This window comes from Enterobacter cloacae complex sp. CDL013, assembly GCF_049238805.1.
Lineage (GTDB): Bacteria > Pseudomonadota > Gammaproteobacteria > Enterobacterales > Enterobacteriaceae > Enterobacter > Enterobacter hormaechei_C.
In genome coordinates this window covers 115,576-134,835 of record NZ_JBMKGT010000006.1, presented here as the reverse complement: position 1 = coordinate 134,835, position 19,260 = coordinate 115,576, and the positions used below count along the sequence as shown (strand labels likewise).

The window sequence follows — 19,260 nt, the reverse complement described above, 5'->3', positions numbered from 1 at the left end:
ACGGGTTTCACGAGCATATTTTTATGAATAATAAAAATTTTCATCGGATGTGGTTCCCTTTTTTTGCGTTGATTTTCGCGCTGATCGGTGGTTGTACGTCGTCTTCACACAGCGACCCCTCCCGCTACAATCTTCAGTTTCAGGCTCATCCTCAAATCAATGATTCTGCGCCGCTTAAGGTCAGAGTGTTGCTGCTGAAATCCGATGCGGATTTCATGTCCAGTGACTTCTACTCCTTACAGAACAACGCGTCAGCCACGCTTGGCGCGAATCTGCTAAACAGCGATGTGTTCTTCCTGATGCCGGGCCAGCTTTCGAAAACCCTGAGCGGGCAAAGCTCACCGGAAGCGCGTTATATCGGCGTGATGGCGGAATACCAGGCGCTGGACGGCAAAAAATGGCGCGTCTCACTTCCTTTGCCTGTTCCCGGCGAAAACGCGATTTACCAGTTCTGGAAATGGTCCGCAGATGAACTCCAGGCCAGCGTCTTCCTTGACGTAAATGGTATCCGGGTCATCAGCCAGTAACGCCCTTCATAACAGGAAAGAGATCATCATGACGAAAGCAGAAAAGGTCGTCTGGACCGAGGGCATGTTCCTGCGTCCCCACCATTTTCAGCGGACAGAAAGTTACCTCCTCAACCACGTTCGTGAGTGGGGGGCCTTGCAGCGTTCGTATCTCTGGGGCTTTCTCGACCTTGAGCTGGATGAAGCGATGCTTCGCCAGGGCTGTATTGCCCTCAGCTACTGTAGCGGTTTGCTGCCTGACGGCACCTTTTTCCAGGTGCGCAGCGACCGCAACGGTCCGGCTCCGCTAAAAATCCCCGATAATCTCACCAATGAAAAGGTGGTGCTTGCGCTGCCGGTTCGTCGCGGTGGCCGTGAAGAGGTGATTTTCAGCGAGGAGCAGTCTTCTCTGGCGCGTTTTATTACCTTTGAACAAGAGGTGGAAGACGACAACGCGATGTCGGTCGGGGAGGCGACGGTTCAGTTTGGCCGCCTGCGTCTGACCCTGATGCTGGAGAAAGATCTGACGGCAGAATGGACCGCCATCGGCGTGGCGTACGTCGCTGAAAAGCGTAACGACAACCACGTGCGGCTGGATAACAGCTACATCCCGCCAATGCTGAACGCCAATAACAGCCCGCAGCTGTACGGCATGATCAATGACCTGCACGGCTTGCTGGTGCAGCGTAGCCAGCAGATCGGCGGCCGCCTGCGTCAGCCGGGGCGTTTCAATACGTCTGAGATGGTTGAGTTCACGCTTCTCTCGCTGATCAACCGCCACCTTGGCGATGTCTCACATTTAAAAACGCTGCCGCTGCTTCATCCGGAAGCGCTCTGGCGCAGCTGGCTGCCGTTTGCCACGGAGCTCGCCACCTGGACGCCGCAGCGTACCGCAGAGAGCATACTGCCGGTATACGACCATGACGATCTCGCCGTTTGCTTCAGCAAACTGATGCTGATGCTGCGTCAGGGACTGTCGCTGGTGATGGAAGATCATGCCATCCAGCTGCCGCTGCACGAACGCTCCCACGGTCTGAACATCGCCACCGTGCCGGAGACCAGCATGGTCCGCGAATTTGGCTTCGTGCTGGCGGTAAAAGCCAATGTCCCCGGCGAACACCTGCAAACCCATTTTCCTGCCCAGATGAAGGTTGCGCCAGTCTCGAAAATCCGCGATCTGGTTCAGCTTCAGCTGCCGGGCATCATGCTTCGGGCAATGCCCGTCGCGCCGCCGCAGATCCCGTGGCATGCAGGCTACAGCTATTTCGAACTCGAGAGGGGCAGCGAACTGTGGCACGAGATGGACAAGTCCGGGGCATTCGCGCTGCATCTCGCAGGGGAATTCCCGGGTCTCGATATGGAGTTCTGGGCCATCCGTAGCCCGACAGAATAATAAAGCGAGCGCTTAATATGCAGGAACGACAGGATACCGGCAGTGATGCCGTGTTTACCGGAGCCAGTGGGAACAATCAGCTGGTGGCGGCCGCCAATCCGCTGCTCAATGCGATTCCGCAAATCCGTCATTCGGTTTCCCACGACGATCAGGTCGGGCTGCGCCAGCGCCTGATTGACGAAATTCGCCGTTTCGAGGTGCGATGCCAGCAGGCGGGCTTACCGTATGAAGTGATTGTCGGCGCGCGCTACTGCCTCTGCACGGCGCTGGACGAAGCCGCCGCGCTGACTCCCTGGGGAAGCAGCGGCGTCTGGTCAAGCAATGGTCTGCTGGTGACGTTTCATAACGAAACCTGGGGCGGCGAGAAGTTTTTCCAGCTGCTGGCGCGTCTGTCGCAGAATCCGCGCGAACACATTCTGCTGCTGGAGATGATCAACTACTGTCTGCTGCTCGGCTTTGAAGGCCGCTACCGCGTGCTGGACAATGGCCGGACCCAGCTTGAAACCATCAAACAGCGCCTGTGGCAGATGATCCGTGGCGTGCGCGGCAGCTACCCGCCGCCGCTCTCGCCGCACCCGGAAGATCGCCCCGTTCTGCGCAAGCTCTGGCGGCCGATGATCCCACTCTGGGCGTGCGTGGCGCTGGTCGGCTTTATCGCCTGCCTGTTTTATATCGTGCTGAACTGGCGTCTGGGTGATAACACCAGCCCGGTACTGGCGAAAATTTACCAGTCCCAACTGCCGGAAACCACGATCCAGCAGCCTGCGCGTCAGCTGCCGGCAGTGCTGAACCTGCGCGGCTTCCTGAAACCGGAAATTGATGCCGGTCTGGTGGCCGTTAAGGATGAGGCGGATCGCAGCGTGGTGATCCTGAAAGGGGACGGACTCTTTGCCTCGGCCTCAACGGTGGTGCGCGATCGCTATGAGCCGGTCATCGACCGCATCGCCCAGGCGATGAATAACGTCAGCGGCAAAATTCTGGTGGTGGGGTACAGCGACAACGTGCCGATCCGCAGCGCACGCTTCGCCTCCAACTATGAACTCTCGCTTGAGCGCGCCCGTTCGGTGCAAAAACAGCTCCAGGGTAGCCTCTCGCAGCCTGAGCGCGTCAAAGCCGAAGGGCGGGGTGAGATCAACCCGGTAGCGCCTAACACCACGCCTGAAAATCGCGCCCGTAACCGCCGCGTGGAAATTACGCTGCTGGTATCGCCTGACAATACCCAGGCCGAGCTGAACGGATTGCCGCAAGGAAACTAAGGATGCTGACTACTCTACTTTCTATACTGACCAATCGCATTCTGTGGAGCTTCCTGGGCGTAACGGCGCTCGCGGCGGTCATTTGGATGATTGGCCCGCTGTTGTCCATCGTAGATACCCGCCCGCTTGAATCAGAGCAGAACCGCGTCATCAGCATTGCGGTGGTCTACCTGATTTGGGCCCAGAGCCATATTCTGCCACGGCTGTATAACGCCTGGCTGAACCGTAAGCTGATGGACAAGCTCAACGAAAATACCACCAGCCCGGAGGCGGCCGATCCGCAGAAACGTCTGAACAGCGAGGAGCAGATCCTTGCCGGGCGTTTCGATGAAGCCGCCCAGATGCTGAAAAAAGCCCACTTCAGCAAAGCGGGACATGGCGCACAGTGGACGCAGCGCTTCAGCACGCAATACCTCTATCAGCTGCCGTGGTACGTCATTATTGGCGCGCCGGGTTCCGGTAAAACCACCGCGCTGGCCAACTCCGGGCTGCAATTCCCGCTGGCGGATCGCTTCGGTAAAACCGCGCTGCGCGGCATTGGCGGCACGCGCAACTGTGACTGGTGGTTTACCAACGAGGCGGTTCTGCTGGATACCGCGGGGCGCTACACCACTCAGGAGAGCGAGCAGGTTCAGGACGCCGGGGAGTGGCTGGAATTTATCAACCTGCTGCGTAAATACCGCCGTCGCCAGCCCATCAACGGCGTGATTATTACTATCAGTATTTCCGACCTGCTTTCGCAGTCCACTGAGGCCTCCCGACAGCAGGCGGTCAACCTGCGCCAGCGTCTCTCCGAGCTGCATGAACAGCTGGGTATTCGCTTCCCGGTTTATGTGATGGTGACCAAAGCGGACCTGCTTAAAGGCTTCCGCGCCTGGTTTGCGGATTACGACAAAGCCCAGCGCGACCAGATCTGGGGCTTTACGCTGCCGTGGGAGCAGACCAAACACGCCGATTACGATCTTATGGGCAACTTCCAGCAGGAATTTTCCCTGCTGCAACAGCGTCTGGATGCGGGCCTTCCGGAAACCATGCTCAAAGAGCATGACGCCAAAACCCGTGCGGAAGCCTATCTCTTCCCGCAGGAGTTCGCCGCGCTGCGTCCGCTGCTGGCAGACTACCTGAGCACGGTCTTTGCCCGCTCAAACTTCGAAACCGAATTTTCGCCGCGCGGCATCTACTTCGCCAGCGGCACCCAGGAAGGGATGCCGTTTGACCGCGTGATGGGCGAGCTGAACCGCGCGCTCTCCTTACCTGAAGGGGAGGAAAGCACGCGCTGGGATTCGGTGAGCAAAGAGGCGCCGATACCGGGCGCGAAGGGTCAAAGCTTCTTCATTAAGAACCTGCTGCAAAACGTGATTTTCCAGGAAGCGGGTATCGCCGGGGAAAACCGCTGGTGGGAGCTTCGCAACCGCGCCGTGATGTGGTCCGGCTACGCGGCGCTGCTGGCTCTGCTGGTGATCCTGGGTGGCCTGTGGCTGACCAGCTACGCTAAAAATAAAGCCTATCTGGAAGAAGTGGACGCAAAAGTGCCGATGCTGGAGCAGCAGAGCAAGGCGCTGCAAAACCAGCCCCAGCGCGATCTGTTTGCGCTTCTGCCGCTGCTTAACAGCCTGGTGGATCTGCCGAAAAGCGATGCCTTCGACGTTAACGACCCGCCGGTTTCCCGCCGCATGGGGCTTTATCGCGGGGATGACGTCAGCGATGCCTCGCAGTCTCTGTATCAGAAGGCGCTGGATCAGATGCTGCTGCCTGCCGTGGCGATGCACATTACCACCTGGCTGCGCAACGACAACGGAAGCGACGTGGAATACAGCTATGAGGCGCTGAAAGCCTATCAGATGCTCTACCAGCCGAAGCACTATGACGGCAAATTCCTGCACTCGTGGGTGATGCTCAACCTGCAACGCAACCTGCCGCAGAACGTGACGCAGGCGCAGCTTCAGGAGCTGGAATGGCACCTGACCCAGCTGCTGGAGCCAAAAATTCAGGCTTCACCGTATGCGCAGGATGAGGATCTGGTGGCCCGTGAAAGGGCGCTCATCAACCAGCAGCCGCTCTCCACCCGCGTGTACGGACGCCTGAAACGTCTGCTGGAGCATGATGAGAACCTGAAGCCGGTTTCGCTTTCAGATCTCGGCGGCCCGCAGAGCGAGCTGGTGTTTTCCCGTAAGAGCGGCAAGCCGGTGAGTGAGGGCGTGCCGGGGCTCTATACGCCGGACGGCTACTGGAAAAGTTTTAACGACCAGATCGACAGCGTGACCACCGCCCTGCACGAGGACGATGCCTGGGTGCTGGGAGCAGCCACCGCCCAGGAAGATAAACAGCAGATCGATAACGCCGTGCGCCAGCTCTACATGCGCGACTTTATCGTCAACTGGGATCGCTTTCTCGCTGACATTCAGCTCAACAACAGCGCAGATCTTTCCCAGCGCATCAACACCGCGCGCCTGCTTTCAGGCACCAACTCGCCGCTGCGCCGTCTGGTACTTAACCTGAGCAAGGTGCTGACCCTGTCGCGCACTGCGCCTGCCCTGGAAGATGCGCAGAAAGCGGAAGACCAAAGCAACCGCGCCACCCGTACGCTGGAAGCGCTGTTCAGCAACGGTGACAATGCCCCGACGCAGGGCGCGGTTGTGACGCAGGCGCCTGAGCAACTGGTGACCGACCACTATGCGCCGATGATTGAGCTGGCGCAGCCGCTGGAGAAGGGCGGTAAGACCATCGTCTTTGATGATTTTCTCAAGCAGGTTGACGAGCTTTATCGCTACCTGACAGCCGTTCAGGATGCAGCAAACAGCGGTATGCCCGCGCCGGGCGGCGATGCCATCAGCCGCCTGCAAGCCAGCGCGGGCCGTCTGCCGGGCGGGCTGCAAACCATGTTCAGTAATATGGCCGTGGGCGCCAGCAGCGATACCCAGCGTCGCGATCTGGAGAACGTGAGTAAGCGCATCAACGTGGAAGTGGGCGGGTTCTGCCGTCAGGCGATTGCCGGGCGTTACCCGCTGGTGCGTAGCGCCAGCACCGAAGTGACGCCGGACGATCTTGCCCGCATGTTCGCGCCGGGCACCGGGCTGATGGACACCTTCTTTCGCGACAACCTGACCAACAAGGTGGACACCACCCAGGCGAACTGGCGCTTTATGCCGGGCATTGACGGTAAAACGCTGCCGGGCAGTGAAGGGCTGCTGCGTCCGTTCCAGCAGGCGCAGTCTGTCCGCGATGCCTTTTTCGCCAACGGCGCGACCACGCCATCCTTTAAGGTGACGGTGCGCACCGTGCGGATGGACAACACCATTCTGAACCTGACGCTGGACGTGGACGGCCAACTGCTGCGCTACAGCCACGGTCCGCAGGCGGTGCAGATCATGACCTGGCCGGGGCCGGGCGGGACGAACCAGGTGCGTATGCAGCTCGGTCTGGCCAATGGCAGCACCGCAACGCTGGTGACTAACGGTTCCTGGGCACTCAACCGCTTTTTCGACAAGGCGCGCACCAGCCCTGGCGCGGGTAGCCTGAGCCGTCAGGCCACGTTCAACGTCGACGGACATCAGGTCACGCTGGAGTTTGCCCCGAACAGCATCCGCAACCCGTTCCAGCTTCCCCGTTTCTCATGCCCATAACCGCAAGGACAGCCGTATGACGAATACCCCTGCGATGAACCGTTATAGCTGGTATGGCAAATTACCCAGCGCCGGAGATTTTTTGCAGCGTCGCTTTCCGGATACCCTGCAACGCCAGTGGTCGCACTGGTTCCAGGTCGGCCTGCTGGCCTGGCAACAGGAAGAGCAGCGCAGCGGCGAGCGCCCGTTTTCTAAAGCCCCGGTGTGGAACTTTGTCGTCCCGCCGATGCTCGGTAGCCAGATGATTCAGATGGGCTGCCTGCTGCCGGGCCGTGACAGCGTAGGCCGCCACTATCCGGTATGCCTGCAACTGAGTTTCACTCCCGCCGAGTGGTCATCCCGCCTGCTCGGGCAGGCTGAGAGCTGGTACCAGCAGCTTGGTCGTCTGGGGCTGCACGCGGTGCGTAACAGCTATTCTGCCTCCCAGCTGGATGAAATGCTGATGACCATCCCAGCGCCCCAGCCGGTTGAGCCGCAAAAGCGCTCCGACATTCTCGACGTGATTGGCTATGACGACGAGGGTCAGAGCACGCTGGGCTGGCCGCAGGCGGCGGAGTGTTTTGATCCGCTGCGCCAGACCAGCTACTGGTGGACAAACCGCTGCGACGGTTATCCGCTCTACACCCACGTCCACAGCGGAAACTTTACCGGGCAGCTCTTTACGCTGCTGTTCGATCCGGCAGGCGGCGCCCGTCCGGGCCGCCACGGTCTTTACCCGCCTATGTTTGAATAAGCAGGGATCTTATGAATATCGATGAATTTCTCGCGCCGATAAGCCCCGACAACCCCTGCGGTGAAAACCTGGAGTACGACGCTGATTTCCAGGCCATGGGGCAGGCCAGTCAGGGCAAAGCCGAGCAGCAGTTTGGCGACACCATCATTCCGGCAGAGCCTGCCGACTGGAACACGGTGGAAAAACTCGCCACCAGCCTACTGGGACGCACCAAAGATCTTCGCGTCATGCTGGCGTTAACCCATGCCTGGACACGTCGTCGCGGGCTGGCAGGTTACGCCGACGGGCTACTGCTGGTGCAGGAAGCCCTGTCCCGTTACTGGGAGCAGCTTTACCCGCTGCTGGAAGAGTATGGCGAAACCGATCCGTTCTACCGCATCAACGCCCTCGCCGGGCTGAGTGATAAATCTGACCTGACGGTCGCGGTACGTAACGCCTCACTGCTCCGCTCAAACGGCGATGAGATTTCGCTCCGTGACGCCCAGGCGCTGCTTGACGGCAGTAAAACCGAGTGTCCGGATTATCCGGGCGGGCGTCCACGACTGATCGATGAGCTGGCCCGGGGCGATCAGCCCGGCACCGAAGCGGTAATCGTGATCAACGAACGCCTGCTGGCCATCCGCGAACTGCTTACCGGCTATCTCGGGGAAAGTGGCGTACCGGAGATGGAACAGCTGCTGAAAACCGTCGGGCTGGTCGCCAGCGCGTGTCAGGTGACCGACATCAGTAAGCTGCTGCCGAACCGTGACGCGCAGGCTGAACAGCACGCTGAGCCGCAGCCTGCGGCAGCGCAGCCCGTTCAGCCGGTCACCGACTGGCGCAGCGTGCAGGTGACCAGCCGCGCCGACGCGCAGCTAATGCTGGAAAAAGCGAAACAGTACTTTGCGCAGTACGAACCCAGCCATCCCGCACCGCTGATGATTGAACGGGTGCAGCGGCTGTCTGAACTCAACTTTATGGACATTATTCGCGACCTGGCGCCAGACGGCGTTAACCAACTGGAAAACATCTTTGGACGCCGCGAATGACGCGTCCTGGCATTATGGCGACAGGCATGGAGTCTGCCGTTTCACCTTCACCGCGCATCTTTGATGGAGAACATCATGGCAATGAGTAACAGTGGACAGAAATTCATCGCACGCAACCGTGCTCCCCGCGTGCAGATCGAATACGACGTAGAGATCTACGGTGCAGAACGCAAAATTCAGCTGCCGTTTGTGATGGGCGTTATGGCCGATCTGGTTGGCAAGCCGGTGGAAAACCTGCCAGCCGTCGACGAGCGTAAATTCCTGGAAATCGACATCGACAACTTCGACGAACGCATGAAGGCGCTGAAGCCGCGCGTGGCGTTCCAGGTGGATAACACCCTGACCGGCGAAGGTAAGCTCAACGTCGATCTGACCTTTGACAGCATGGACGACTTCCTGCCGGACGCGGTGGCCCGTAAAGTAGAGCCGCTGAACAAGCTGCTGGAAGCCCGTACCCAGCTCTCCAACCTGCTGACCTACATGGACGGCAAAAACGGCGCGGAAGAGCTGATTGCAAAAATCCTTCAGGATCCGACGCTGCTCAAATCCCTGAGCCAGTTGCCGAAAAATGACGAAAGTGCGAAAGGTAGCGAGGAATAATCGATGAGCAACCAGACTCAACAACACGATCAGCAGGCGGGCCAGGCGTTCAGCCAGGACGAGTTCAGCGCGCTGCTGAATAAAGAGTTCCGCCCGAAAACCGATCAGGCGCGCTCTGCCGTAGAAAGCGCGGTTAAAACCCTGGCGCAGCAGGCGCTGGAAAACACCGTGACCTTCTCAAACGATACCTACCGCACCATTCAGAACCTGATTGCCGGTATTGACGAGCAGCTTTCGCAGCAGGTGAACCAGATCATTCACCACGAGGAGTTCCAGAAGCTGGAGAGCGCCTGGCGCGGCCTGAGCTACCTGGTGAACAATACCGAAACCGACGAGATGCTGAAGATCCGCTTTATGAGCATCTCCAAGCAGGAGCTGGGCCGCACCCTGAAGCGCTACAAGGGCGTGGGCTGGGACCAGAGCCCGATCTTCAAAAAAATCTACGAGCAGGAGTACGGCCAGTTCGGTGGCGAGCCGTTTGGCTGCATCGTAGGCGACTACTACTTCGACCACAGCCCGCAGGACGTTGAGCTGCTGGGCGAGATGGCGCGCATTGGCTCCGCGGCCCACTGTCCGTTCATCACCGGTACCGCACCGGGCGTGATGCAGATGGAGTCCTGGCAGGAACTGGCTAACCCGCGCGATCTGACCAAAATCTTCCAGAACACCGAATACGCCGCCTGGCGTTCACTGCGTGAATCGGAAGATGCCCGCTATCTGGGCCTGGTGATGCCGCGCTTCCTGTCGCGCCTGCCGTACGGCATTCGCACCAACCCGGTCGACAGCTTTGATTTTGAAGAGCAGACCGACGGCGCGAACCACAACAGCTACTCCTGGGCGAACGCGGCCTATGCGATGGCGGCCAACATCAACCGCTCCTTTAAAGAGTACGGCTGGTGCACCTCGATTCGCGGCGTCGAATCCGGCGGGGCGGTGGAAAACCTGCCGTGCCACACCTTCCCGAGCGATGACGGCGGCGTGGACATGAAGTGCCCGACCGAGATCGCCATCAGCGATCGCCGTGAAGCGGAACTGGCGAAAAACGGCTTTATGCCGCTGGTTCACCGCAAAAACTCCGACTTCGCCGCCTTCATCGGCGCGCAGTCCCTGCAAAAACCGGCCGAGTACCACGACCCGGATGCCACCGCTAACGCGCGCCTGGCCTCCCGTCTGCCTTACCTGTTCGCCTGCTGTCGTTTTGCTCACTACCTGAAGTGCATCGTGCGCGACAAAATCGGCTCCTTCCGCGAGCGCGAAGAGATGGAACGCTGGCTGAACGACTGGGTGATGAACTACGTCGACGGTGACCCGGCGAACTCCTCCCAGGAAACCAAGTCCCGTAAACCGCTGGCGGCGGCGGAAGTGCAGGTGCAGGAGATTGAGGACAACCCGGGCTACTACGCCGCGAAGTTCTTCCTGCGTCCACACTACCAGCTGGAAGGTCTGACCGTTTCCCTGCGCCTGGTTTCTAAACTGCCGTCGCTGAAGACGAAAGACGCGTGATAATAATTGCCGGCCCGCAGGGGCCGGCCATTTGTGCGTAAAAGCTTAACTTATTTCTGTCAGTGAATAAGGATATACGGTGAAACATATACTTGTGATCGCGACCAGTTTGCTGGCAGTTTCTACTCTCGCAAGCGCGGACGCCGGAAATTATAAATACCCTCAAGCGGAAGCATTGCCTCAGGATGACACATCAAACTTCCAACGCGATCCGACGCTGTTAACAGGGTACGATTTAAATCTGAGTGCAGAGCGTTTTGCTAAAGCCTGGCTGTCGAAAACGAATGAACGTGAACGCATTAAGGCAAATATGTATCTTCTCGGCGTAGTCGACGCGTCTGAGGGCACTGCATGGTGCAAGGGCAGGCCTTTTTTGCCAAATACAATACATGAGTTTCTCTATTCTCGTTTTGCGAACTTATCGAAACAGCAAGGCGAGGAGCGCGCTTCAAAAATCATCATTGACGGCATGAAAGAATTACGCCCGTGCAAAAAAGGAGAGTGACAAATGAGACCATTATACGAACAACTTAAACGTCAGCATTACTCTTCAAATCACACACGCGCGGGTTTTGCCTCGGGTGAACAGGTTTTTTCAGAAATTGGCTACGATTATTCGACGATTATCAAGCAACAACCGGCATACGAAAATACCTGTGCGGTAAGAATGAGCCTGGCATTGTTAAAATGTAATGTTGAATTTACAGGGCGTTTACCCATAAAGACCGGTCCCTATAAGGGAAAAACAATCGAGCCTGGCGCAAAATTACTTGCCGATCAGCTTTATAAATCCCATGTGTTTGGCAAGGCAGAAATCTTTAAAGACCGCGAGGCTGGTGCACGCTCAATGTTGGGCCGAAAAGGTGTTGTTTTCTTCAATAAAATTGATGGGTATGGCGGTGGTCATATCGACCTTATCGAGCCTCTGAGTAATAATTCGTTTATATGTAACTCCGATTGCTTTCCGTACTGTCAGGAAATCTGGTTTTGGGAATTAAAATAATTATATTCAGGTGTTTAAAGACCGTATTTCTTTTGCTCACTTGCTTATCTTTTTCTGCTCGCGGTGACAACCCTTACGTTGATTTTTATCAGCAGCAAACATACCGGCAGGTGGTTAAGGATTTTGTCCTGGCGCGCTGCCTTGCGCAGGTAGCAGATAAAGGCAGTCAATTTTCTGCTGATGCGGCCCGCAGTGCGAGCGCATTTATTGAATGGATACCGTTTGATGCTGAAAACGGTACTGACAAAGTTAACGCCATTATTGGGAAGTATAAAAACCAAATTAATGGTTTCCACTCGGAGCGCAAACCTGATGTAAAAGGCGTAACCTTAAATTGTCTACGTCTTTATCATAGTGACGAACTGAATAAACTGGTTCCGCAGCTCATCATTGGCGATCCTGATCGTACCTGGATTCAGGATAATCCGCAGTAGTAAAAGACTTCACATTCTTTCCTTTCATTCAGGGGGAATGTAAGACTGTCAAATGACACGGGTCGTTTGATATGAGGCAGAGGTAAAATATGGACGGTTTTATTCAGCCCCATGCTTTCCTGTTTGCCATATAAGGGCTTTTTCGAAAGCAATATTGTTCATCCACGAAGAGTAGATATTATGGCTATTGATATGTTTCTGAAGGTCGAGGGTGTTACGGGCGAATCTAAAGATTCTAACCACACCGGCTGGACTGACATTACCTCCTTCTCCTGGGGCGCGTCCCAGCCAGGTAATATGAGTGTGGGTGGTGGCGGTGGTGCCGGTAAGGTTAACTTTAACGATCTGCACGTTAACGCTCTGATCGACAAATCCACTACAGCAATCCTGAAACACTGCGCAAGCGGTAAACACCTGACCAAAGTTGAACTGTCCGTCTGCAAAGCGGGTGGTCAGCAGGTTGAATACACCCGCATCACCCTGGAAGACGTTCTCGTGACTTCCGTTCAGTACACGGGTGCAGACAACGGCGATACCGTTGGCGTGACCTATGCATTCCAGGCTGCGAAAGTGAAACAGCAGTACTGGGAGCAGACCACTGCCGGTGGTAAAGGTGCTGAAAGCAGCGCTGGCTGGAACATCAAAGAAAACAAAGAAGCGTAATTGCGCGCGTGACCGGGGAGTTTTCCCCGGTCATTATTTACAGAGACTTAATTTCGTTTGCAAAGGGATGTCAATATGAGCGTAAAATCAACGGTTGCTCCTGGTTATTGTGTTGTTCAGCAGGCTGGTACGTTAGATTTCCAGGCAAGACTACTGTTCAATAAACCAGACAGTGAAGCGGCACGTTATTTTATGCAAGTGAACAGGGACACACGGTGGTTAAAACCCGGGCAAATATTGATCCTTAATGCTCCGGGTGCTGAAAATGCGGTTCAGCTAAAACAATTACAAAATGCAAAGCAAAAGGTTAATGGAGCATTGGCAGAACTGAATACAGATGAAGCTAATTTCTTTAACAAGCATTTTAGTACCATCGCAGCATTAACTAATTTTATGGATAAATCTCTCGGGGTGGTTGCTGATGCAGGTGAAAGGTACTTTAGCGAAATAGAAAAGAAATTAAAAGCTATCGAACTGGCTTATCAAAATCAATACAGAACGCAAGGCACATTGATCGGGCAGCAGTTTTTTGTTGAAAGGCAAAAACTTTTTTCTGAGCTGGACGTTTTATTAAATAAGCTGTCCAGACTAACGCTGAAACTGAAACCTTATGAAGAAATCAAGCACGCTTTAGGTTTATCAAGCAGGTCAATTGTCCACGAATGGAGTACTGCGGGTGTTGCCTCGATACGAGGGTATTCAACATATGTAGACAATGCTTCAAAAGCTGCCCGTTTTCTGAAAATGGGAGGATGGCTTGCTATCGGCTTCGCTGGTGCAAACACAACCAATGAAGTTTACGATGCCTGTACAGTAGGTAGAGAGCAGAGTTGTTCCAAAGTCGCCGTTAAGAAGTACAGTCAATTTGGCGCCAGTCTTGCGGGCGGGATTTATGGCGGAAAATATGGCGCCATGGCTGGGGCTGGCGTATGTGTTGCATTGGGCGTGGCAACAGGTGGTGTAGGGTTGCTCGCGTGTTCTGTGGTAGGAGCCGCTGCGGGTGGATACATTGGTGGCGAAGTTGCCGGTGGAGCAACTGAATATGTCATGGATAAGCTATGGTGAATTTAGAAAATATTCTTTTATTTCTGATTGTTGTTTTATTTTTACTTGTCGTAATTATGGACTTCATCAGTTCCCGTTATTTTAAAAAACACGAGGCCGAATATAATCAGCTTCTTTCAGAATATAGGCAAAAAGGCTACGATCTCGATCTGGTGACAAATTACGCATCATTTTTTGGCTCGCTGGCAAACTATCAAAAAATAATCTGGTTTGTTCGTCTTCGCAAAGGCGTGAAGATGAAATTTACCAAAGACAGAAATGTTCAGGACGATGCCTATAAATTCGTTCAGGCATTACCGGAAGAGAGAATCGGCTGGATATTAAAACTGCATCGACGCTATAAAGCTCAGGCCTTTCTTTTTACGCTATGGCTGCTTATTGGCATTATTTTCCTGAATGTAGTCAAATAATTTTAATCAGCCCTTAACCCCCAAACCCCGCCGTTTTCACCCCCGAGAGCGGCAGCGTTTGAGCGCTAATCATACCAGCAGGAATACGCCATGCGATTCACGATTATTTCTACGAAACCCGGTCATCAGCCGCCGCAAAGCAGCTGTGATTTTTATGCCCCGGGCGGCACCATTGGGCGCGGTACGGATAACAATCTGGTGCTGCCGGACAATGACCGCACTATCTCGCGTTTGCAGGCCATCGTTCACGTCGACGCCAGTGGCGAATGCCGCGTCACGAACCGCGGCAGCGTTACCCGCGTGGTACTGAATGATATCCCGCTGGAGCGTGGGCGTCAGGTTGAGCTTCAGGATGGGGATATTCTCGGTATTGATGATTATCGCATTGAAGTCAGCGAACTCATTCATGACACCCAGCCCGTAAGCCGCATGGCGGCCAGCATGCAGCAGGCGCGCCCAGCGGCGACACCTGCTCCGGCGCCACAACCGAAACCGGCCAGCGCCGCGCCTCGCGGAAAAGCTGAACCTACGGCCGTGCCGTCGGAAATCTGGGACAGCCTGATGCAGGAGTTTTCCATCTCCGACAGCATCTCCAGCAACCGGGCAAAACCACAGCCCGCGGCATCCCACGATCCGTTCTCTCAGCCTGCGGCCCCGGAGCGGAATGCCGAAGATCCGCTGGCAATGTTTAACGACGCCGAACCGTCGCTTGAACGTAAAAACGTTGACCCGGACACGCTGTTCAGCGATGAAGCGTTGTTTAAAAAAGAGAGCATCTTTGACGATGTCACCCCTTCAACGCTGGTACAGCCGGACGAAAGCAAACCTGCCCAGCCAAAGGAAGAGGCGTCGGACGAACTTGATCCGTTAGCCCTGTTTGGCGGGTCGGCGAGCGCACCTGCCGCGCGTCACGATGACCCCCTCGGCCTGATGGGTGGCGCGCCGTTAACCCATCCGGATGAAATCGTGGCCGATAAGCCGGAGCCAAAGCCTGAACCGCAAGCCGCACAGGAAGAGGATGCGCTGGCCAGCTCACCGCTGTTCGATCCGGAACCGACTGAACCACAGGATGCGCCGCGCGCGGAAGAAGAGCCCGCGCGTCCCGATTACGCTGGCTTCACCATGCCAACGCCGCAGGCCGTGGCGCGCAGCAACGCGCAGGCGCCTAAAGGCCGCCTGCGTATCGACCCGGTTAAAAACGCTGCTTCGCCTGCTGCCTCCGCGCAGACCGGCGAGCGGGGCGAGGTGCTTCAGGGCGAACTGCTGGAGGCGCTGCTGGAGGGCATGGGCCTGAGCGAAATGCAGCCGGTGCCGCAGTTTGACCGGGAAAATATGCGTCAGCTGGGGCAGATCCTGGGCATGTTCTCGCAGGGGACCGTGGCGCTGCTCTCCTCGCGCTCCATCCTCAAGCGTGGGGTGAAAGCCGATATGACCATGGTGCTCGACGATGCGAACAACCCGTTCAAACTGTTGCCGACCGGGAAAACGGTGCTGATCCAGATGTTCGGCACGCCGATGCCGGGCTTTATGCCGCCGACCAAATCGGTGCGTGATGCGCTAATCGATCTCCAGGCGCACCAGCTGGGGATGATCTCCGGTATCCGCGCCATTATCGCCGCCATGCTGCAATCCTTTAATCCGGAACAGCTGGAAGAGCAGGCGAAGCAGAACGGGATGACGTCACGCCTGGCGCTGCCGGGCAGCCGTAAAGCCGCGCTGTGGGATTATTTCGTTCGCAGCTATGGCGAGACGGCGGGCGAGATCGAGGACGACTTCCATACCCTGTTTGGCGAAGCCTTCCTCCATGCCTATGACATGGAGGTCAATCAGTACAAAGACTCACAAAGCGGATCGGAAGAAAAATGAATATCGCAACGGCTTCTCTCTCCCGCCAGGGGACGCGCGCCAGCAACCAGGATCAGACGGGAGAAACCATCGGGGAACGTTCAGCCTGCTTTGTCGTCTGTGACGGCATCGCGGGCCTGCCGGGCGGCGAGGTGGCCGCTGAGCTGGCCCGCAACAGCATTATTTCCCGCTTTGACGGCGACAAGCACCTGAATGCGCAGCATATTCGTGACTACGTCCAAACGGCGAACCGCACCATCCTCAGCGAACAACAGGCCGTGCAGGACTATCGCCGGATGGGCACCACGCTGGTCAGCCTGTTTATCGACAGGGATTACCGTCTGGCTTACTGGGCGCACGCCGGAGACAGCCGCCTGTACCTGTTTCGCCGCGGCTGGCTGTGGCATGTCACCACCGATCACAGCCTCGTCCAGCAGATGAAAGATGCCGGGCATCAGACCGACGATCTCAACAGCAACCTGCTGTATCTGGCGCTGGGTATTGAGAATGGCGGACCGGAAGCGAGCTACAGCGATGTCGTGCAGGTCGAGGACGGTGATGCCTTCCTGCTCTGCACCGACGGTTTCTGGCACGGCGTTAGCGAAGAGCAGATGAAGCAGTCGCTGCACATGGTCAATACGCCACAGGAGTGGCTGACCTTAATGAACCAAATCATTCAAAAGAATGCCGAACAGGAGGGCAATGCTCAGGATAACTATACCGCCGTGGCGGTGTGGATGGGCAACCCTCAGGACACCACTTTGCTGCATACGCTCTCTGACGCAGCACAATTTCTTCCCTGCGGAACTGATTAGACACACAAGGATTGATATGAAACTTTGGCTATCGGGTTTGGCTCTTCTGACGGTGGCGACCACCGCACAGGCTGAAAACTTCCGCATCGTGCAGTCTCCTGCGCAGAAGCTGGATATCTGGATCGACAACATTAAAGACAATACGCCGCAAAGCTGGTGTAAGGCGGACGTTGCGCTGCGTATCGTGGCGAACGGCAAGAAAGAGGTTTCGGTGCTGGAAAACTTCGTGCCGCGCCTTGGCTCGCTGCTGGAGCACCAGTGCAGCAAGCTGAATACCCTGAACTGGACGCTTAACGATCCGGAAGGCACGACGCTTGCCCGGGGCACAGCGGCTAAAGCGCAGGACTGGGCGCTGGTGGTGAAACAGCAGGAAACGGCGGCGGCAACGACCACCACCTCAGGCGCGCTGCTGCCGCCTGACCAGAATCCGGAGACGCACACCGTGGCGGCAGATCGTACGCCATGGCAGGAGTTCACCCTTCAGGACGGTTGCCACCTGCGCACCTTCTGGGAGGGCGGTTCCTCCGCGCCGGCGCTGTTTATTCCGGATTCCGACACCACCCGCTGCGGCAACGGTAGCTGGCTCAGCGGCCACACCGTGGTGACGCAAAATCGTAACGGGACGCAGAAAGCGATTCCGGTCACCTACATTCACGGCTTCCCGGTGATGGGACTGAACAACGCGGTCGATCCTGAAAAGGCGCTGATCACCTCCGTCAACAAAGAGCGCATGGTCTTCAGCACCCCGAACAGCGACCAGAGCTGGATGATCCTGCCGTACGACAGCACTCTGAACGGCTGGAAGAGCAACGGCACGGTGGCGGTGGAAATCACCCGTGAGATCGCCAGCGACGACGCCAGACTCCAGGCGCGTATCGCAGAGGTGAAGAAGATCTGGAGCGCATGGGTTGCACCGGGCGCGGAGCTGAACGTTGTTCTGATTGACACGCTGCGTCCGCAGCTGCGCGATCCGGCAGTGGGCACCTGGCGCGCGACGAATTAAGGAGGGGCTATGAATACGCTTTATCAACGTCTGGCGGGTGAGTCGATTAGCGACGCGCTGCTTCGCCTGGAAGCCGAAATCAAAGCTCGTCCGGCGGATGCCGATCTGCGCGCCGCGTTTGTGCAGTTTCTGATCCTCAGCGGCAACTGGGCGCGCGCCCTGACCCAGCTGAAGAGCTGGCTGGCGCTGATGCCGCAGGCAAAACCAACCGTAACGCTGCTGGAGCAGGCCATTCAGGGTGAACAGCAGCGGGCGCGCGTGTTCGCGGGAGAGGCGCGACCGGCAATGCCCGAGGCGCAGTGGCCGTGGCTGTCGACGTTAGCCCAGGAGCTGACCGAACGCGCCGGGCAAGCGCAAACGCTGCGCCTGGCGGCACTCGAACAGGCCCCGGCAAGCCGCGGGCAGGTCACGCTGGAGAATGAAGAGAGCCACACCTTTGAATGGCTGATGGACGGCGATGCCCGTCTTGGGCCGGTGTGTGAAACCCTGGTCAATGGCCGCTATTTCTGGGTGCCGTTCTGCGCCATCGATGCGATCCGTTTTCAGGCTCCGGCCAGCGTGACCGATCTGGTGTGGCGTCATGCGCTGGTCCGCCTCACGGACGGCACCGAGCAGGTGTGTCAGATACCGGCGCGTTATCCGTTTGCTGACGGCGCTTCCGATAGCGTTAGACTGGGGCGCACCACCGAGTGGCTCCCGCTCGACGACGACGGTGTCCTGTATGAAGGCATGGGGCAGAAAGCCTGGCTGAGCGAGCAAAGCGAAAGCCCGCTGCTCACCCTGAGCCTGGTGACGTTTGCTGCGGATGGTGCGGATGAGTAATCCCGCTGGCGAAGGCGATCTGCTGCGCAGCGGCTGGCAGGCCCGCAGCAGGCAGGAGAAGGTGGGGGCGCGGGACAAAATGCAGCCCTCACTGCTGGATCGCCTGACGGATAACGATCCGGAAAAAAAACGCGAGTCCGCCAACAGCAATCTGATTACCCACGCCGCGCTGCGTCGTAACGTCCTGCGGGATTTACAGTGGTTGTTTAATACCATCAACCACGATGCCTCCAGCGATCTGAGCGGGCTGACGCAGGTGAGCCGTTCCGTCGTTAACTTCGGCGTCGCGCCGCTGGCGGGGAAAAGAATGTCTGATATCGAATGGCACGACATTCAGCGCAAGCTCACCGAAGCGATTATTAACTTTGAACCGCGGATCCTGCCCCAGGGGCTTCAGGTTCGCTGCGTGTCCGATACCTCCTCGTTAGATCTGCACAACGTTCTGTCTATCGAAATCAAAGGCCGCCTGTGGTGCGTGCCGTATCCGCTGGAGTTTCTCTTTCGCACCGACGTCGATCTGGAAAACGGCCATTTTGAACTGAAAGATGCGGGGTAATG

19 protein-coding genes are annotated in these 19,260 nt (G+C 57.0%); all 19 read left to right on the top strand.

Translation table 11 applies throughout. The annotated features are described in order from the left end of the window. Positions 1-23: 23 nt before the first annotated feature. The 19 genes from tssJ (at position 24) to tssE (ending at position 19,258) form a co-directional block, all read left to right on the top strand. Positions 24-527, top strand: coding sequence for a type VI secretion system lipoprotein TssJ (tssJ, locus tag ACOTXD_RS13560; protein WP_015570327.1), 504 nt, complete (start codon positions 24-26; stop codon positions 525-527). Between the two features lie 28 nt (positions 528-555). Further along, the gene (tssK, locus tag ACOTXD_RS13555; protein WP_022651416.1) at positions 556-1,899 is read left to right on the top strand and encodes a type VI secretion system baseplate subunit TssK; all 1,344 of its coding nucleotides are present in this window, start codon (positions 556-558) and stop codon (positions 1,897-1,899) included. Positions 1,900-1,916: 17 nt separating this feature from the next. After that, positions 1,917-3,155, top strand: coding sequence for a DotU family type VI secretion system protein (locus ACOTXD_RS13550; protein ID WP_003859963.1), 1,239 nt, complete (start codon positions 1,917-1,919; stop codon positions 3,153-3,155). 2 nt (positions 3,156-3,157) lie between these two features. Continuing rightward, positions 3,158-6,778: a type VI secretion system membrane subunit TssM gene (gene tssM, locus ACOTXD_RS13545; protein ID WP_061856475.1), complete on the top strand. Its 3,621-nt coding sequence runs from the start codon at positions 3,158-3,160 to the stop codon at positions 6,776-6,778. A gap of 16 nt (positions 6,779-6,794) precedes the next feature. Beyond that, a complete protein-coding gene (gene tagF / locus ACOTXD_RS13540; RefSeq protein ID WP_006810959.1) occupies positions 6,795-7,511 on the top strand; it encodes a type VI secretion system-associated protein TagF in 717 nt (238 codons plus the stop codon). An 11-nt stretch (positions 7,512-7,522) separates the two neighbouring features. Further along, on the top strand, positions 7,523-8,539 hold the full coding sequence (tssA, locus tag ACOTXD_RS13535) for a type VI secretion system protein TssA (RefSeq protein ID WP_003859964.1): 1,017 nt from the start codon (positions 7,523-7,525) through the stop codon (positions 8,537-8,539). Between the two features lie 75 nt (positions 8,540-8,614). Then, entirely contained in the window at positions 8,615-9,139 is a 525-nt protein-coding gene (tssB, locus tag ACOTXD_RS13530; protein ID WP_008502644.1) for a type VI secretion system contractile sheath small subunit, read from the top strand. Positions 9,140-9,142: 3 nt separating this feature from the next. Beyond that, positions 9,143-10,642 carry a type VI secretion system contractile sheath large subunit gene (gene tssC, locus ACOTXD_RS13525; RefSeq protein WP_006810956.1) on the top strand — a complete coding sequence of 500 codons (1,500 nt, stop codon included), beginning with the start codon at positions 9,143-9,145 and terminating at the stop codon, positions 10,640-10,642. Between the two features lie 79 nt (positions 10,643-10,721). After that, entirely contained in the window at positions 10,722-11,147 is a 426-nt protein-coding gene (locus ACOTXD_RS13520; RefSeq protein WP_022651414.1) for a Rap1a/Tai family immunity protein, read from the top strand. A 3-nt stretch (positions 11,148-11,150) separates the two neighbouring features. Continuing rightward, entirely contained in the window at positions 11,151-11,645 is a 495-nt protein-coding gene (locus ACOTXD_RS13515) for a T6SS effector amidase Tae4 family protein (RefSeq protein ID WP_022648411.1), read from the top strand. Further along, positions 11,630-12,079 (top strand): T6SS amidase immunity protein Tai4 family protein, encoded by a 450-nt coding sequence (locus ACOTXD_RS13510; RefSeq protein WP_022651413.1) that lies wholly within the window; start codon positions 11,630-11,632, stop codon positions 12,077-12,079. The genes ACOTXD_RS13515 and ACOTXD_RS13510 overlap by 16 nt, the downstream gene beginning before the upstream one ends. A 180-nt stretch (positions 12,080-12,259) precedes the next feature. After that, a complete protein-coding gene (locus ACOTXD_RS13505; protein WP_014884229.1) occupies positions 12,260-12,742 on the top strand; it encodes an Hcp family type VI secretion system effector in 483 nt (160 codons plus the stop codon). 75 nt (positions 12,743-12,817) lie between these two features. Further along, the gene (locus ACOTXD_RS13500; protein WP_015570333.1) at positions 12,818-13,807 is read left to right on the top strand and encodes a hypothetical protein; all 990 of its coding nucleotides are present in this window, start codon (positions 12,818-12,820) and stop codon (positions 13,805-13,807) included. Next, a complete protein-coding gene (locus ACOTXD_RS13495) occupies positions 13,801-14,217 on the top strand; it encodes a hypothetical protein (protein WP_045896022.1) in 417 nt (138 codons plus the stop codon). The genes ACOTXD_RS13500 and ACOTXD_RS13495 overlap by 7 nt, the downstream gene beginning before the upstream one ends. 90 nt (positions 14,218-14,307) lie before the next feature. Then, the gene (tagH, locus tag ACOTXD_RS13490) at positions 14,308-16,083 is read left to right on the top strand and encodes a type VI secretion system-associated FHA domain protein TagH (protein ID WP_045337519.1); all 1,776 of its coding nucleotides are present in this window, start codon (positions 14,308-14,310) and stop codon (positions 16,081-16,083) included. Continuing rightward, on the top strand, positions 16,080-16,877 hold the full coding sequence (locus ACOTXD_RS13485) for a PP2C family protein-serine/threonine phosphatase (RefSeq protein ID WP_003859969.1): 798 nt from the start codon (positions 16,080-16,082) through the stop codon (positions 16,875-16,877). The genes tagH and ACOTXD_RS13485 overlap by 4 nt, the downstream gene beginning before the upstream one ends. Before the next feature lie 16 nt (positions 16,878-16,893). Then, entirely contained in the window at positions 16,894-17,880 is a 987-nt protein-coding gene (locus tag ACOTXD_RS13480; RefSeq protein ID WP_032609474.1) for a hypothetical protein, read from the top strand. A gap of 9 nt (positions 17,881-17,889) precedes the next feature. Then, complete coding sequence (locus tag ACOTXD_RS13475; RefSeq protein WP_061856474.1) at positions 17,890-18,702, top strand: type VI secretion system accessory protein TagJ; 813 nt, start codon at positions 17,890-17,892, stop codon at positions 18,700-18,702. Then, on the top strand, positions 18,695-19,258 hold the full coding sequence (gene tssE, locus ACOTXD_RS13470; protein ID WP_015570336.1) for a type VI secretion system baseplate subunit TssE: 564 nt from the start codon (positions 18,695-18,697) through the stop codon (positions 19,256-19,258). Before ACOTXD_RS13475 ends, tssE begins: the two co-directional genes overlap by 8 nt. The last annotated feature ends 2 nt before the right edge of the window (positions 19,259-19,260 follow it).

What these genes read in the sequence shown, in the direction of transcription:
- tssJ (WP_015570327.1), top strand. Translation starts at nt 24, where the DNA reads ATGAATAATAAAAATTTTCATCGGATGTGGTTCCCTTTTTTTGCGTTG.
- ACOTXD_RS13495 (WP_045896022.1), top strand. Translation starts at nt 13,801, where the DNA reads ATGGTGAATTTAGAAAATATTCTTTTATTTCTGATTGTTGTTTTATTT.
- tssC (WP_006810956.1), top strand. Translation starts at nt 9,143, where the DNA reads ATGAGCAACCAGACTCAACAACACGATCAGCAGGCGGGCCAGGCGTTC.
- tagF (WP_006810959.1), top strand. Translation starts at nt 6,795, where the DNA reads ATGACGAATACCCCTGCGATGAACCGTTATAGCTGGTATGGCAAATTA.
- ACOTXD_RS13500 (WP_015570333.1), top strand. Translation starts at nt 12,818, where the DNA reads ATGAGCGTAAAATCAACGGTTGCTCCTGGTTATTGTGTTGTTCAGCAG.
- tssM (WP_061856475.1), top strand. Translation starts at nt 3,158, where the DNA reads ATGCTGACTACTCTACTTTCTATACTGACCAATCGCATTCTGTGGAGC.
- tagH (WP_045337519.1), top strand. Translation starts at nt 14,308, where the DNA reads ATGCGATTCACGATTATTTCTACGAAACCCGGTCATCAGCCGCCGCAA.
- ACOTXD_RS13505 (WP_014884229.1), top strand. Translation starts at nt 12,260, where the DNA reads ATGGCTATTGATATGTTTCTGAAGGTCGAGGGTGTTACGGGCGAATCT.
- tssA (WP_003859964.1), top strand. Translation starts at nt 7,523, where the DNA reads ATGAATATCGATGAATTTCTCGCGCCGATAAGCCCCGACAACCCCTGC.
- ACOTXD_RS13475 (WP_061856474.1), top strand. Translation starts at nt 17,890, where the DNA reads ATGAATACGCTTTATCAACGTCTGGCGGGTGAGTCGATTAGCGACGCG.
- tssE (WP_015570336.1), top strand. Translation starts at nt 18,695, where the DNA reads ATGAGTAATCCCGCTGGCGAAGGCGATCTGCTGCGCAGCGGCTGGCAG.
- ACOTXD_RS13515 (WP_022648411.1), top strand. Translation starts at nt 11,151, where the DNA reads ATGAGACCATTATACGAACAACTTAAACGTCAGCATTACTCTTCAAAT.
- tssK (WP_022651416.1), top strand. Translation starts at nt 556, where the DNA reads ATGACGAAAGCAGAAAAGGTCGTCTGGACCGAGGGCATGTTCCTGCGT.
- ACOTXD_RS13550 (WP_003859963.1), top strand. Translation starts at nt 1,917, where the DNA reads ATGCAGGAACGACAGGATACCGGCAGTGATGCCGTGTTTACCGGAGCC.
- ACOTXD_RS13480 (WP_032609474.1), top strand. Translation starts at nt 16,894, where the DNA reads ATGAAACTTTGGCTATCGGGTTTGGCTCTTCTGACGGTGGCGACCACC.
- ACOTXD_RS13485 (WP_003859969.1), top strand. Translation starts at nt 16,080, where the DNA reads ATGAATATCGCAACGGCTTCTCTCTCCCGCCAGGGGACGCGCGCCAGC.
- tssB (WP_008502644.1), top strand. Translation starts at nt 8,615, where the DNA reads ATGGCAATGAGTAACAGTGGACAGAAATTCATCGCACGCAACCGTGCT.